The organism is Xanthomonas euvesicatoria, assembly GCF_013112235.1.
In the GTDB taxonomy this organism is placed as follows: domain Bacteria; phylum Pseudomonadota; class Gammaproteobacteria; order Xanthomonadales; family Xanthomonadaceae; genus Xanthomonas; species Xanthomonas euvesicatoria.
In genome coordinates, this window is sequence record NZ_JABFFS010000001.1 from 2,487,088 (window position 1) to 2,502,287 (window position 15,200).

Annotated in this window: 10 protein-coding genes and 1 other RNA gene; 9 read left to right on the forward strand and 2 right to left on the reverse strand. The window is 63.5% G+C overall.

All coding sequences use genetic code 11. The features are described from left to right. The first annotated feature begins 120 nt into the window (after positions 1-120). The 4 genes from HLH45_RS10765 to HLH45_RS10780 all read left to right on the forward strand — a co-directional run bounded on the left by HLH45_RS10765 (position 121) and on the right by HLH45_RS10780 (position 6,054). Positions 121-2,091 (forward strand): OPT family oligopeptide transporter, encoded by a 1,971-nt coding sequence (locus HLH45_RS10765; RefSeq protein ID WP_008571898.1) that lies wholly within the window; start codon positions 121-123, stop codon positions 2,089-2,091. 715 nt (positions 2,092-2,806) lie between these two features. Continuing rightward, positions 2,807-3,643 carry a transporter gene (locus HLH45_RS10770; RefSeq protein WP_008571897.1) on the forward strand — a complete coding sequence of 279 codons (837 nt, stop codon included), beginning with the start codon at positions 2,807-2,809 and terminating at the stop codon, positions 3,641-3,643. A 61-nt stretch (positions 3,644-3,704) separates the two neighbouring features. Then, a non-coding RNA gene (locus HLH45_RS10775) (sX9 sRNA) lies at positions 3,705-3,780 on the forward strand. Between the two features lie 153 nt (positions 3,781-3,933). Continuing rightward, positions 3,934-6,054 (forward strand): alpha/beta hydrolase family protein, encoded by a 2,121-nt coding sequence (locus HLH45_RS10780; protein ID WP_008578164.1) that lies wholly within the window; start codon positions 3,934-3,936, stop codon positions 6,052-6,054. A gap of 226 nt (positions 6,055-6,280) precedes the next feature. Here HLH45_RS10780 and HLH45_RS10785 read toward each other — a convergent pair whose 3' ends face one another. Then, positions 6,281-6,706, reverse strand: a complete 426-nt coding sequence (locus HLH45_RS10785; RefSeq protein ID WP_370486015.1) for a hypothetical protein — start codon at positions 6,704-6,706, stop codon at positions 6,281-6,283. A gap of 284 nt (positions 6,707-6,990) precedes the next feature. On the opposite strand from HLH45_RS10785, the gene HLH45_RS10790 reads away from it, so the two are divergent. The 5 genes from HLH45_RS10790 (at position 6,991) to HLH45_RS10810 (ending at position 13,654) form a co-directional block, all read left to right on the forward strand. Continuing rightward, complete coding sequence (locus HLH45_RS10790) at positions 6,991-7,449, forward strand: hypothetical protein (RefSeq protein ID WP_011346711.1); 459 nt, start codon at positions 6,991-6,993, stop codon at positions 7,447-7,449. Positions 7,450-7,580: 131 nt separating this feature from the next. Further along, positions 7,581-8,306, forward strand: a complete 726-nt coding sequence (locus HLH45_RS10795; RefSeq protein WP_008578160.1) for an AraC family transcriptional regulator — start codon at positions 7,581-7,583, stop codon at positions 8,304-8,306. A 675-nt stretch (positions 8,307-8,981) separates the two neighbouring features. Beyond that, positions 8,982-11,126, forward strand: a complete 2,145-nt coding sequence (gene xopP, locus HLH45_RS10800; RefSeq protein ID WP_046933462.1) for a type III secretion system effector XopP — start codon at positions 8,982-8,984, stop codon at positions 11,124-11,126. A gap of 116 nt (positions 11,127-11,242) precedes the next feature. Continuing rightward, positions 11,243-13,393: a type III secretion system effector XopP gene (xopP, locus tag HLH45_RS10805; RefSeq protein WP_046933245.1), complete on the forward strand. Its 2,151-nt coding sequence runs from the start codon at positions 11,243-11,245 to the stop codon at positions 13,391-13,393. Between the two features lie 75 nt (positions 13,394-13,468). Continuing rightward, entirely contained in the window at positions 13,469-13,654 is a 186-nt protein-coding gene (locus HLH45_RS10810; protein WP_126952700.1) for a hypothetical protein, read from the forward strand. 64 nt (positions 13,655-13,718) lie between these two features. On the opposite strand, the gene HLH45_RS10815 is transcribed toward HLH45_RS10810, so the two are convergent. Continuing rightward, complete coding sequence (locus HLH45_RS10815; protein WP_033479138.1) at positions 13,719-14,954, reverse strand: hypothetical protein; 1,236 nt, start codon at positions 14,952-14,954, stop codon at positions 13,719-13,721. Between the last annotated feature and the right edge of the window lie 246 nt (positions 14,955-15,200).

Below are 15,200 nucleotides of genomic sequence, written 5' to 3' on the forward strand. Positions count from 1 at the left end.
CGGTTGCCCCTGCGACGTCCACCCGCCATCGCACGCACACTGTCACGCCGCGCCGCAGCTGGACTCGCGTGGACGCAGGCGCTAGCGTGGTGCGGATTTTTGCCTACAGGGGAATGCCCAATGAGCCACGACGCGCAGCCGCGCCAGCTCACCTTCCGTGCCGTCGCGCTGGCCATCGTGCTGGCGGTCGTGCTTTCGGCCGCCAATGCCTACCTCGGCCTGTTCGCCGGCCTGACCATCGCCACCGCCATCCCGGCAGCCGTCGTGTCGATGGGTGTGCTGCGCCTGCTGGGCGGCGGCACCATTCTGGAGAACAACATCGTCCAGACCGGTGCGTCGGCCGGCTCGTCGATCGCGGCCGGGGTGATCTTCACCATCCCCGCGCTGGTGATCATGGGCTACTGGCCGGACTTCAAGTACTGGTGGGTGCTCGGCATCGCCGGCATGGGCGGCCTGCTTGGCGTGTTGTTCTCGGTGCCGTTGCGTCGCTCGATGATCGTTGAAGACCCGCTGCCGTTCCCCGAAGGCAAGGCGGCGGCCGAAGTGCTCAAGGCCGGCGAAAATCCCGGCCCGGGCTTGAAGATCCTGGCCATCTCCGGCGCCATCGGTGCGCTGGTCAAGCTGGCTGCGGCCAGCGGCCTGCGCGTGATTCCCGACACCTGGGCGCAGGCCACCTACCTGGGCAGCAGCCGGCTGGTGGGCTATATCGGCACCAACCTGTCGCCGGCGCTGCTGGGCGTGGGCTACATCGTCGGGTTGAACGTGGGCATCGTGGTGCTGTCCGGCTCGATCCTGTCCTGGCACATCGCCATCCCGCTGTATCAGCAGTTCTTCATGGGCTCGGACCCGGCCCTGGCGCAGAGCCTGGTCGATGCGTCGGCTGCCGATGCAGCGTTCGGCATCTGGGGCGCGAAGATTCGCTACCTGGGTGTCGGCGCGATGTTGATCGGCGGCGTGTGGACCTTGTTCTCGCTGCGGAAATCGCTGCTTTCCGGCGTCAAGAGCGGCTTTGCCGCTGCGCGCAAGAGTGGCGGCGGCGTGGTTGCAGAGACCGAGCGCGATCTGCCGATGAAGTGGATGCTGGTGGCGCTGGTGCTGTGCACGCTGCCGCTGCTGGGCCTGTATCAGGCCATCGTGCAGCAGTGGCATGTGTCGATCCCGATGACCATCATCATGATCGTGGCCGGCTTCCTGTTCGTGTCCGTTTCGGGCTATCTGGCCGGTTTGATCGGCTCTTCCAACAACCCGGTGTCGGGCATCACCATCTCCACCATCCTGTTCGCCTCGGCGGTGCTGGTGTTGCTGCTCGGCAAGAGCGGCCTGGTGCCGGTGGGTATCGGCGCTGCACCGCTGGGCGCAGTGGCCGCGATCATGATCGGTGCGGTGGTGTGCTGCGCGGCGGCGGTGGGCGGGGACAACCTGCAGGATCTCAAGGCCGGTTATCTGGTCGGTGCCACACCGTGGAAACAGCAGCTGATGCTGGGTATTGGCGCGTTCTCGTGCGCGTTGATCATGGCGCCGGTGCTGAACCTGCTGGCTCAAGCCTACGGCATCGGCCCAGCAACGCCACAGCATCCCAACTCGCTGGGCGCGCCGCAGGCGACGCTGATGGCCTCGGTGGCCAAGGGCCTGTTCGGTGGCCAGCTGCCGTGGAGCATGATCGCGATCGGTGCCGGCGTGGGCGCGGCCATCATCGCGCTGGACGAATGGTTGAAGGCCAACGGCAAGCGCTTCCGTGTACCGGTGCTGGCCGCGGCCATCGGCATCTATCTGCCGCTGGAACTGATGGTGCCGATCTTCCTCGGCGGCCTGATCGCGCATCTGGTGGAGCGCTTCCACAACATCCGTGCCGACGACGAAGACGGCCGTGACCGCGTGCATCGCCCGGGCGTGCTGTTTGCCGCTGGCCTGATCACCGGCGAGGCGTTGATGGGCATCGCCATTGCGGTGCCGATCGTGTTGTCCAGCCGCGCCGACGTGCTGGCATTACCGGCCGCGCTGCAGCTCAACCAGTGGGTCGGCCTGGCGATTCTGGCCCTGGTCGGCTGGCTGCTGTATCGCGTTGGCAAGCGCGGCGAACAGGCCGCCTGAGTGTGATGCCAGATGGCGCATGCGCCCCGCATGCGCCCCGCATGCGCCATCTGCAAGCCGCGCCTGGTTGTGCGCGCAGCTTGATCCAGCACAGCTGTGAGGGAACGGGAAACAGCTGTCTGGGCCCCCGGGCTTTACCTGGCGAAGACATGCCAGCGCTGCAATGGCGCCAGGTCCTGCGCACGATGGAGCTCGATTCGCCGTTTCGATTGCATCGCTGCCACTGCGTCCTGCACACCGCATGCAAACCGTGCAGCACTGCCGCATGCGGGCATCGCGGCCTGCACAGCCATCCGCTAACCCGCCATCCAGATTCAATGTCTTTGCGCCGGCTTTACGCCCTGCGCAACTGCCGTGCATAGCGACTTTATGCCGCTGCTGCTTATCGTGCCGTCTCCCGCACAACGGTGCGCCACGAGTGCTGCATGCTGGACTGATCTGATCCCAACCACCCGGTAGACCGTGGTGCGCTCATGCGCTGTGCATGACGCCACAACGCCAGGCAAGTGTCTGGCAGTGCAAGCCCGCGCACTTCCCTGCAGTGGGCGTGTGCATCGCATCGCGACCGCACCGACGCCGCCCGAAAAAACCGCAGTTGCGGCACCGTTGACCAAGCGCAGCGCCGCCATACCGCGCGTCGTAACGCACCACCTCCCACTCTTCAACGCGGCACGGTCATGCGATTCGTGCCGCGCTTTGCCCTGGAATCACCGCAATGCCCACCATCACCTCGCGCTCGTCTTCCCGCAAGACACTGCTCGCCGTCATCGTTACGGCAGCGCTGAGCAGCCTCGCAGTTCAGGCGCAGGCGCAAGACGCCACCGACGCGGCGCTTTGCACCGATCGGCCGACCAAGGCCAATGCCACCTGCACCGTGCCGGCTGGCGAGTGGCAGCTGGAAACCGACATCGGCAATTACACGCGCGACAGCCAGCCCGGCACACGCACAGAGACGGCGTACTTCACCAATCCCACGCTCAAGTACGGCGTCAGCGACCGCATCGATCTGCAACTCAACTGGGCGCCGCAGCTACAGGTCAAGACCACCGACCGCGCCACCGGCGCGCGCAGCAGCCTGAGCGGCGGCGGCGATCTCTATCTGCGCATGAAGGCGCGTGTGTACGAGAGCGACACCGCCAGCGTGGCGCTGCTGCCGTTCGTGAAGGCACCCACCGCGCGTACCGGCCTGGGCAACGACACCTGGGAAGGCGGCCTGGCGCTGCCGGTCAACTTCGTGCTGCCCAGCAGCTTCTCGCTGACGTTCGGTCCGGAACTGGATTGGTTGGCCGACAGCGATGGCAGCGGCAAGCATGTGGCCATCGTCAACGTGATCAATCTGGCGCGCCCACTGACACCAAAGTTGTCGATGGCGGTGGAGGTGTGGTCCTCCATCAACCGCGATCCGGCGCAGACCGTGGAGCAGTACTCGGCCGATATCGCGGCGTCGTATCTGCTCAATCCGCTCCTGCAGCTGGACGTAGGCGCCAATTTCGGCCTCAACGACCGCACGCCCGACACCCAGGTCTACGTCGGCTTGTCGCACCGCTTCTAAGAGCAGCGAACAAAACGACTGCGCAGCCGCCAGGCGGGCGCGGCCGGTGCCCGGAATCGGCATGTACCACGCGTACACGCCGGTTTCTGCGCGCCGTCCGCACCCACCTGACGATTGCTCGCTACGTTTTGCAAGCCGCTCTAAAGCGCCCAGCCGCCCGTGTCGCGTGCAGGCGGCATGGTCTGCGCATGCGTGCGCGGCGCACCGCGTCGCGCCGCAGGACCTCCTGCCTTTGCGCGTGCGCCGCAGCAACGCCTACCATCGACGTTTTGCCGTTGCCGGAGATCTCGATGAAGCTGCGTCACGCCGTACTGCCCCTGTGTTTGCTGGCTGCCCTGCCAAGCCTTGCCGCTGCGCGCGGTTTCGATGTGCGCGACATGGTGGCGCTGGACCGGGTGTCCTCGCCTACGCTCAGCCCGGATGGCAGCGTGGTGCTGTTCGCCAAGCGCCAGGCCAAGACCGCCAATGGCAAGCCGGCCACCAGCCTGTGGGTGCGCAATCTGCGCACGCGCGATCTGGCGCCGCCCAAGCGGCTCACCCCGGAAGGATGGAACGTCAACAGCCCGGCGTTGTCGCCGGACGGCAAGACGGTGTACTTCCTCAGCAGCAAATCCGGTAGCCAGCAGCTCTACGCGCAGCCGATGGCCGGCGGCACGCCGCAGCAACTCACCGCATTTGCGGTGGACGTGGACAGCTACAAGCTCTCGCCGGACGGCAAGCGCATCGCCTTCAGCGCGGGCGTGTTCCAGGACTGCGGCTCGGACCTGGGCTGCACCAAGAAGAAGCTGGGCGAGCTCAAGAACAACAAGGCCAGCGGCGTGGTGTACGACCAGTTGTTCGTGCGTCATTGGGACACCTGGAACGATGGCCGCCGCAACACCCTGTTCGTGGCCGAGTTGCCTGCGGCCGGTGCCAAGGCAGTGGTCGGGGCATCGGCGATCAGCGCCACGTTGGCCGGCGACGCGCCGTCCAAGCCGTTCGGCGGCAACGACGATTACACCTGGTCGCCCGATGGCAGCAGCGTGGTGGCCAGCGTGCGCATTCCGCAGCCGCATGGCCCGGAGGCGAGCAAGAATGCCAAGGCCAGCGGCAAGCCCACCGGCAACGACGAGCCGTGGCAGACCAACTTCGATCTGTACCGCCTGGATGCGACCGGCAAGTCCGCGCCGGTCAACCTGACCGCGGCCAACCCGGCCTGGGATGCCGGCCCGGTGTTCAGCACCGACGGCAAGACGCTGTACTACCGCGCCATGAAGCGCCCGGGCTTCGAGGCCGACCGCTTCGGCCTGATGGCGATGGATGTGGTCAGCGGCAAGACGCGCGAGATCGCGCCGAAGTGGGACCGCTCGGCGGGCGAGATCGTGTTGAGCGAAGACGGTGCCAGCCTCTACACCAGTGCCGACGAACTCGGCGAGCATCCGCTGTTCAAGATCGACATCGCCAGCGGCGAGGCGACCAAGCTGGTGGGCGAGGGTAGCGTGCACGCCCCCACGCTGGCCGGCAATACGCTGGCCTTCACCCGCAACTCGCTCAAGAGCGGTGACCAGATCTTCGTCAGCGACACGCAAGGCCAGGGGCTGCGCGCGATCAGCCAGAGCGCGGGCGAATTGTTGCCGGACGTGCAGTTCGGCGACTACGAGCAGTTCCAGTTCAAGGGCTGGAACAACGACACCGTGCACGGCTACGTGGTCAAGCCGTACAACTACCAGCAGGGCAAGACTTACCCGGTGGCGTTCCTGATCCACGGCGGCCCGCAGGGCAGCTTCGGCAATGGCTGGAGCAACCGCTGGAATCCGCAGACCTACGCCGGCCAGGGCTACGCGGTGGTGATGATCGATTTCCACGGCTCCACCGGCTACGGCCAGGAATTCACCGACGCCATCAGCCAGCATTGGGGCGACCGCCCGCTGGAAGATCTGCAAAAAGGCTGGGCCGCCGCGCAGAAGCAGTACGGCTTCCTCAACGGCGACAAGGCCTGCGCATTGGGCGCCAGCTACGGCGGCTACATGGTCTATTGGATGGCAGGCAACTGGAATCAACCATGGAAGTGCCTGGTCGACCACGACGGCGTCTTCGACAACCGCACCATGGGCTATGCCACCGAGGAACTATGGTTCAGCGAGTGGGAAAATGGCGGCACGCCGTGGCAGAACCCGGCCGGCTACGAGAAGTTCAACCCGGTGCTGCACGTAGACAAGTGGAAGGTGCCGATGCTGGTGATCCACGGCCAGCAGGATTTCCGCATTCCGGTCGAACAGGGCCTGGCTGCCTTCACCGCGCTGCAGCGCAAGGGCATCGATTCCAAGTTCCTGTATTTCCCGGACGAGAACCACTGGGTACTCAAGCCGGACAACAGCATCCTGTGGCATGACACCGTCAATGGCTGGTTGAAGCAGCATATCGGCCAGTGACGGACGACCGACACGCCGCCAGGCGCGGCGTGTCGGTTGCTTGAGCGAATGCGTTCCCTGGGCGATGGGCGTTGTCGAAGTCAGCGTTTCGGCAACCGCATCCTGCCCGTTGCGCCTGGAGTGCTCGCGCACCGCCAGAGCAAGCAGCGGTTATTCCACCTCGCATCTGCCGCGCGTGCACCGCAGTCTTGCCGGCAGTCCATGCCCACCTGACACCTGCGCAGTGCTAGCCGCGTTTGGCCAGCTGGCCTTCCACGATGTCCAGAATTTCCGACACCGCAATCCCGAACGAGCCGGCACGCCCGGCGTCGAACGCGGCCTTCCACTCGGCATACCCGGGCAGATACGCCTGATTGGGCGTGCTGTCGCCGACATGTTCGGCAGCGCTGCGCTCCAGCGTCTGTGCAATCACCGGAATGTGCGGCAGCGTGTCAAGCGTTCCGTTGGGCATTCCCGCATGACGGACCTGGACGTCGCTGATGGTCACGTGCAGGATCTGGCCTCCCTGCGGATGCGTATCGATCTGGTTGATCAGCAGTAGCGGCGTTTCGGCGGCACTGCGCCCGCGGCAGCGCCATAGCTGGCCGACTGCATAGGTTGAAGACGTCGTGGTTGAAGCGTTGGCAATGGCCATCGGGAACTCCGCGCGCAAACCGCAATGATGCAGCTTGCTTGCGACGATGGCGACCGGATCGGCGGTGGACGCGCTGATACCGATGAGTCTGCCGGCGGCAATTGTCGATCCGGAGCGTCTGGCCGTTCCACTGACATCCCGTGCGCTGGATGAGCACGCTTGGCGTGAACCGGTTGCAGCGCCGCTGTGCAGATCACGGGCCAATGCATCCCAAATGCAATTGCCGCAGCGCATCACAGGCATGTCAAACTAGCGCATCTTCCTCTTCCCAGTTCCCTGCCAGGACCGCAAGGACCGTTTGCATGCGCACGTCGTTCCGCCCCGCATTGTGGGTAATCGCTCTGATCTGCAGTCCCGCCCTGGGCGCCGCGTCGCGGCCTGCCGTTGCGCCCGCGCGCGCCCCGGTGGCGGTTGCGTCTTCCGAGCAAGGCGGCGATACGAGCGTGCCATTGCCGGCCGTGCTGAAATCCGGCATGGGGTATCGCGCGTTTGCGCAGGCGGTGATGGAGCAAGGCTGGCAACTGGTGGATCCCCTTGCGGCCGATAGCTGCATGGCCGCGGGCGACTGCGAGATCGAGTTCATCGCGCCCGGCGGCAGCGCGCGGCTGCGCGTGCAGGTGGGCTCACAGGCCGGTGCGGCGGTGGTGCAGAGCTGGCGTGCGCGACAGGTGCCGCTGGATCGCATCGGTAACCCGACCGCTGCGGCGGGAGATGCCAAGCCTGCACCGGCGGCAGTGGACGCAGGCAACACCTCGCGCTGAGTCCTCCGGCCGCAGGCCGATCGCGCATGCGGCGTATCATGGCGCGGCAGGGGCGAATCGTTTCAATCGCGCGCCTGGTTTGATGCGCCTTTCCCGGTCTCGAGCACCTTGCCCTGCATGAACCCTCTCGCATGAAGAGCATCGATCCTGCCGATCTTGAAGCGTTGTTCGATGCCGTGCCGGACGTGTTGTTCTTCGTCAAGGATCGCGAGGGCCGCTACACCCACGTCAACCAGACCATGCTGCGGCGGCTGGGGCTGAAATCGCGCAAGGACCTGATCGGCAAGCGTGTTGCCGAGGTCTATCCCAGTGGCCTGGGCGCCAATTACGCCAATCAGGACGAGCAGGTGCTGGCCGGCGAGGTGATCGACAACCTGCTGGAGCTCCACCTGTTCGCTAACCGTGAGCCTGGCTGGTGCCTGACCTGCAAGCGTCCGTTGCTGGTGAATGGCAAGGTGCAGGGCATCATCGGCATCTCGCGCGATCTGGGCCCGCAGGACGGGCACGAATCGCAGTACGAAAAGCTGCGACTTGCGCTGGCGTATCTCAACGCCAATTACGCGCAGAACGTCCGCATGCAGGCGCTGGTGGAGATCACCGGGTTTTCCATGTCCAAGCTGCAGCGCTCGTTCCGCAAGGTATTCCAGCTCACGCCGCAGCAAGTGTTGGCCAAGCTGCGTCTGCAGATGGCGATGCATCTGCTGCACGGAAACAAGAGCCTTACCGAAATCGGCCACGCTTGCGGCTTCAGCGACCAAAGCGCGTTCGCGCGGCAATTCAAGCAAGCGGTGGGCATGACGCCGCGCGAATATCGTGCGTTGGCGAATGCGCAGCAGTTTTCAGCCGAAACAGTGTAGAGGGCGGGGCGATCTCAACGTGCATGCGCAAGACGTGCGTTGAGCCTGAAAATTCTCTCGAACTGCCTGCTGAGGTTTCCGAACTAGGGCTTGCCATGGATAGGCGTCCACCGGATCTGCAACATTGCGTCGTTTCTTGATTCCTGAGCGTTGTGCCGATGATTCAAAGGCATCGGACATGATGACGGGTCTTGAGAGGTGCCCAAGTTATTGGGAGATGCCTTGACCGCCTCGTCTGGTCATTGAACAACTGCATGCGCAGCCGGCTCGTCTTCGTCTCAGTCACCACGCATTCGCGCCGCATGCAAACCGCGCCGCATTCGGTGGTTTACTAAGGCAGCGATGTCACGCACATCGACATGAGTGGGTCGTGGTTCCTGCGTTGAAACGGCAACACGGTTTTTGCTGCACGTCATCCGCAATTGCATGATGAACAATGCCGGGTCGAGCCAGCAGTGAGTGAGGCAGGCACTGCAGCATGCAACACGATGAGGCAGGCGGTTCGAGCGCCATGGCACGGGTCACGCGGTGACTGCGCCACGCAGTGGCAACACGCATCGCTGCCGGCTCGCAAGGCCTGGCGTAAGGCTCCGCCACGTTCCACGCACATTCCGGGACGGGGAAAACTGGGCGCGGTGTGCGAGCAAATCGAATGGCGATATCGGAGGATGCACCGTGCCTAAAATTGAATCGACCAAGCAGGCCCCACCGGATCCCGCGCAATTGATTCAAACTGCACCGACACCATCGGGCTCGGGATCAGCCGCAAGTAGCTCTGCCGCCAGTGCGGCGCCCTCAGCGCAACTCGGCGGGCTTTCCATCAGGCCGCGACGGCTGGGCCGAGCCTCCAGAGCCAATCTTCCAGCGGCATCGTCCACCAACGCACAGGACGTCATGGCGGCGCTCTTTGCCGCGGCGCCAGTTCCGCAAGGGCCAGATCCTTTCGAGGTATTGAGCAAGGCCTCTTCCAGGCTGAAACGCTTCAACGACCTGGCACAAAAACGTGACGCACCAGCGGATATCAGAGCGCTGGAAGCAAGACTCGAATCCGGAAAGTCTGCGATCGAATCCGCTCGACAAGCCTTGCAGGCGCTGGCCGAGCTGAATATCCGAAAACGCATGCCGGTCGACAACGTCGAAGAACACGAGAATTTCCTGGTGCCGCATTTCGCAGTAGCCGCATCGCTTCACTACGGCGCATGCGAGAAGATGATCGATCAGAAAATGGCCACCGAATTTGGCCATGTGAATACCCAAAGGGTCGAGATGGTGGTGTTGTCCGCTGACGCCATGCGTCTGCAGCAACCGGGACCATGGCTTGCGTTACGCGGGCATCTTCTGAATGCGCTTGCAGCGATGGAGGAGGTTTGCCAGCGCATCAGGTCGCCGATGACGGGTCAGGGGCCACGCGACTCGCTCAAGGACCATCTCCCGGTCGTCAGGGCGATGATGGGATCGTGCCATGAACGGATGCAGACCGTCCGCGGAATGCTCGTCGAAATACATTCAAGGCGCCTTGCCGATGAGGCCAGCGAGTGCGGCCTGCCCCAGGTGCTTGACGGACTGAGGGAGCTCGAAGAAATCGACAGCCTTCACCATGCTGAGGTGGGCGAAGCGCTCAAGCATGTGATCCAGGTCCATGTCGAACGCTTTTCCTCAACCGAGCATTCGCTCACCCCGGAGGGGCTGGCCCGGTGCAAAAAGGTACTCGTCGAATACGCCGAGATACGCGGCCGAGCCGGGATGCAGCTGTGTGTGGATGCCGCCGCGCTCATCGAAGCAGGTGAGCATGCCAGAGATCATCTATGGCCGACGATGCTCGATCTTGCACAGGCACTTGCCGACCAACGTCAGGCAATTGTTGACATGTGTGAGTTCGCCGTCCAGGACAGACAGCTGTTTGGCGCAGCGGCGGTTTCGCCCGGGCAGGCACCGGCGTCGACAACATCAAGCGTGCCGACAACCACGACGACAGCAGGCAAATCGAGCCGGTCGCGCAGGGCACGCGTGCGCACGCCTGATGCTTCCAGCTCGGCGGCAGCGCCCGCGCGGCGGGTCATGGACGAGCGCAGCGCAGCGCAAAAGCAGGCCGACGAGATACTGAAAGGCACGCGTCTGGAGTCGTTGCCGGTGGCAGAACTCGGCGGTGATTTCATCGCGCTCGCCAAGCGCCTTGGCAAGGACACCACCGACGTAGAGCGTCTGGTCGGCGACTCCAGATATGACGCGGCGACGGCCTTCGATTCTGCCAGGATCACCATGCAGGGCTGGTTCGGATCCAGTGAGCGTGTGCTGCAGCTCAAAGGCAAGCTCCGTGCAGGAGACGCGCGCATCGACCACCTCGACACGCGGTTGCGTCTTCTCCAGAGCATCGAGCACGATTTCAAGCGGCGCCAAGCCGATGCGCTCAAGACCGATCCGCAGCCACGTGCGCCGCATCTGGAGCGCCTGTTGGCGATGAATGGACTGGCACGCGTCACGGCGCCGCGCCGCCTTCGCTCGGAGGACGACATTGGCGACCGTGGCAGGCTATTTGAAGTGCGTATCGAGCACACGCCGCAGTCGAATGGAAACATCCCGCGGCCCTGGTTCGTCCACGTACATGCCAAAAGACCGGTCACCCCCGACGGGCTGCGCGCGCTCGACTATAAGGACTTGGCCGCCGTCCACTTGAAGACGGAGAGAGAAGTCAACCTGGGCGCACGCTGGGAGGAGATGATGCGCGCCCTCGGAAATACCGAGGCCAAGGTGCACCGGGCAACCATCGGCTCCAAGCTGCTTGGCCAGCTTTGGGCGCTTGGCGCTGGTGGACAGCAATAGCCACAACGGCCCAGGTGCCGTCGCATACCCAGACCATCAGGTCTCGGATCTGCGGAGAACAGGCGCATCTGGGCGTCCATGCGTGGCAATAGAATGGCAATGTCGGAGGATGCACCGTGCCGAGAGTTCGAGCGACCAATCAAGCCCCAGTGGATCCCGCGCAGTCCGCTCAACCAGCGGCGCCGCCACAGGATGCGTCAACCAACGCGAGCGTGCCTGACGAGGTAGCGGCGCTCTCCACGCAACTCAGCGGGCTTGCCATCAGAACGCCGCGACCGGCCAGAGCTTCCAGGGCCAGTGCGCCTGCATCATCATCCGCTAACGCCAGGGGCGTCCGCGGACCGCTCTTCACCTCGGCGTCTGTCTCAGCAGGACCAGATCAGCTCGAGGTATTGCACACGGCCTCGGCCAGGCTGCAACTGTTCAATCACCTGGTCACAAACGTGGCGCCAAGGGGGGTGGCAGACACAAGATCCCTTGAAGCAAGGCTCAAGTCAGGCGCATCGGCGATCGCATCCGCGCGACAAGGCTTGCAGGCGCTGAGCGAGCTCAAGATCCAACGCCGCATGTCATCCTCCGACATCGAAGCCCATGAGGATCGATTGATTTCGTCTCTCGGGCAAGCCGCAGCGATGAACTATCTGTCATGCGAAAAAATGATCGATCACAAATTGACCCAGGAATTGGGGTCTGTGCTTGCGGAAAGCAGCCAGTTTGCACGGTTTAATGTCCAGGCCATCCGTCTGCAGCAGCCGGAATCATGGCATGCGTTACGCACGCATCTTCTTGATGTCATTGCAGCGTTGGAAGAGGTTTTCCGGCGTATCAAGTCGCCGATGACGAATCGGGCGCCACCCGACGTGCTGAAGGCCCAGCTGCCGATCATCAGGATCACGATGGGATCTTGTCACACGCGGATGCAAACCGTTCGTGGAGTGCTGTACGAAATATATTCAAGAAGGCTTTCCGATCAAGCCAGTTGTTGCGGGTTGCGACAGGTGATGGATCGATTGAGCGCGCTCGAAGAAGTAGACAGATGCATGGAAGCCAAGGTCGGACAAGCGTTTACGGAGCTGACCAAGATCCATCTTGAACGCTTTCTCTCAACCGAGCACTCGCTGACGCCGCAGATGCTGGCCATGTACAAGCAAGTGCTTATCGAATACGCCGAGCTGCGTGGCCGAGCGGCGACGCAGCTGTGTATGGATGCCGCCGCGCTCATCGAAGCAGGTGAACATGCCAGAGATCATCTATGGCCGACGATGCTCGATCTTGCACAGGCACTTGCCGACCAACGTCAGGCGATTGTTGACATGTGTGAGTTCGCCGTCCAGGACAGACAGCTGATTGGCACAGCAGCGGCCTCGCCCGGGCAGGCACCGGCGTCGACAACATCAAGCGTGCCGACAACCACGACGGCAACAGGCAAATCGAGCCGGTCGCGCAAGGCACGCGTGCGCACGCCTGATGCTTCCAGCTCGGCGGCAGCGCCCGCGCGGCGGGTCATGGATGAGCGCAGCGCAGCGCAAAAGCAGGCCGACGAGATACTGAAAGGCACGCGTCTGGAGTCGTTGCCGGTAGCAGAACTCGGCGGTGATTTCATCGCGCTCGCCAAGCGCCTTGGCAAGGACACCACCGACGTAGAGCGGCTGATCGGCGACTCCAGATATGACGCGGCGACGGCCTTCGATTCTGCCAGGATCACCATGCAGGGTTGGTTCGGATCCAGTGAGCGTGTGCTGCAGCTCAAAGGCAAGCTCGGTGCAGGAGACGCGCGCATCGACCACCTCGACACGCGGCTGCGTCTTCTCCAGAGGATCGAGCACGATTTCAAACGGCGCGAAGCCGATGCGCTCAAGACCGATCCGCAGCCACGTGCGCCGCATCTGGAGCGCCTGTTGGCGATGAATGGACTGGCACGCGTCACGGCGCCGAACCGCCTTCGCTCGGAGGACGACATTGGCGACCGTGGCAGGCTCTTTGAAGTGCGTATCGAGCACACACCGCAGTCGAATGGAAACATCCCGCGACCCTGGTTCGTCCACGTACATGCCAAAAGACCGGTCACCCCCGACGCGCTGCGCGCGCTCGACTATAAGGACTTGGCCGCCGTCCACCTGAAGACGGAGAGAGAAGTCAACCTGGGCGCACGCTGGGAAGAGATGATGCGCGCCCTCGGAAATACCGAGGCCAAGGTGCACCGGGCAACCATCGGCTCCAAGCTGCTTGGCCAGCTTTGGGTGGCTGGCGCTGGTGGGGAGCGCTAATCACGACGCGTCGCCTGTCCTCACCAAGGAAGAGATCCTCGAACACACGGCTCAAAGCTCCACGGATCGCTCAACGTGAGTGGCCAGTTGCAGCGGGCCAGGCAGGAACCTGAAAACGGTGAGCATCTGATCGAGGCAATTCGGCGGGCAGGGAGCTCGGTCTTTGTGCCCGCCAACGCCGTGCTGAAAGAAAGCCGGTGTCGAACGCCCGAGCCAGTGCACGCACAGGCGCTGGCGCGCGGCCAGGCGTGGTTCGCCTGACCGTCGCCTTGGGCGGTACTGGTATCGCGCCCGTGCAGACCGTGGCACGTACTGGTCGCAGTCGTCATGTCCGGGATTTTTGAATCACATTGCTGAGGAAGGAGGAATTGCGTGCCAACACCTGATTCACCAGCGCGGCATCCGGCATCCAACCCGCGCCAGACATGTCTTTCAGCTGAGCGCCCAACGAGCGCAAGGAGGACGTGGCGGAGTCCACATCGAGCGCGGCGTACCACTGCTTGACCATTTCCACTTCAGGCGTGGCTTGCCAGGCAAGCGCCTCGCGTATCGCCTCAATCACCGTGGCATGTACGCCATCCAGGCCTTTCGCATAACGGCTGCTCATCACGCTGGCATCAAGCAGCACTTGCAGCGCCCGTGCCGGGTTCTGGACGACGTCTCCCCAACCATACCGAAGCGGTTCTCGTGGATTTGCCGGGGTATCTTTCTCCCGGTCGTAGCGAAAGCCGGTTACGTCAATGCTGACGACCTTGTGGCGTGCATCTTCTCCGGGAATGACCAGCATATTGTCAGGGCCCAGATCAGACGCTTCGCCCAGGGTCAGCCTGGCCAGCAACGAGGCGAACAGCCCGTCCAGACCGCTGTGGCGCAAGGTATCGATCAACGCCTGTTTGCCCGAACGAAGATTGACCGGATCGTTGATCCGCGCAAGCAGCGCGTGGTCTGCGGCGAGTTCATCGGCCTGCGCACCGCTGCCGGCTGCGCTTTTCACACGGGCAGCGGCTTGCTTGGCCTGCGCAAGCGAAACGTCAGGCGGCAAGAACGCCTTGGTCAGGAATGTATCCAGCGGCTCTGCATCATGAATCAGTCGCGAGGCGATGAAGGCGTTGTCGGGCAGTGTCAGCAGCGATGAGTCCGGAATGTGTTGCCGCGGAAGATGGCGTGCCTGTAGCGCGTTGACCAAATCCTGTGCGGCAGCGACGTTGATGATGTCAAACAAGGCCGGGATGCCAAGCGGATTGCGTAGACGAGGATCTGCAGCAACCAGGCTTTCGTGAATCTCGCAGACATCGTCGATGTCCAACGCATCCGTCTTCGCTTTTTCCGTCAATCTCTTACCTTTTTCGGTATCGAGAAAGGCATGGAAGGCCAGTGTCAGCCATTGCTGCGTGGCCTGCTTGTCCATGCTGCCCTCAAGCAGCCTGGCTGCCGAGCCGACGATGTAGCCCAAGCGTTTGTTGGCCTCCGCGCCTTGCCCCTTCGCGCAACATTTCACTGCCTGACCCAGCAGGCTGCGCGAAATTCCGGTTTTGACAAGATGCTCCTGGCCATCGAGCATCCCGACCATGCCCACATCGCTGCCTCCCAATGTCGCCTTGGAGCGCGAGAAGACAACAGCGCTTTCGGACAGGCTCATCGGGTGGCGATGGCCGCCGATGTCGGCCCTGGTGGCTAGAAACGCGATAGGCCGAATGATCGAGAATAGAGGTCTATCCAGGCGGTTTACGACGTGAGCCGAGGCAGGCGCACCGATGCTCCTGCTGCCCGCGGCGTCTGGCATTACGCAATCGAGCGCGGTGGCTGC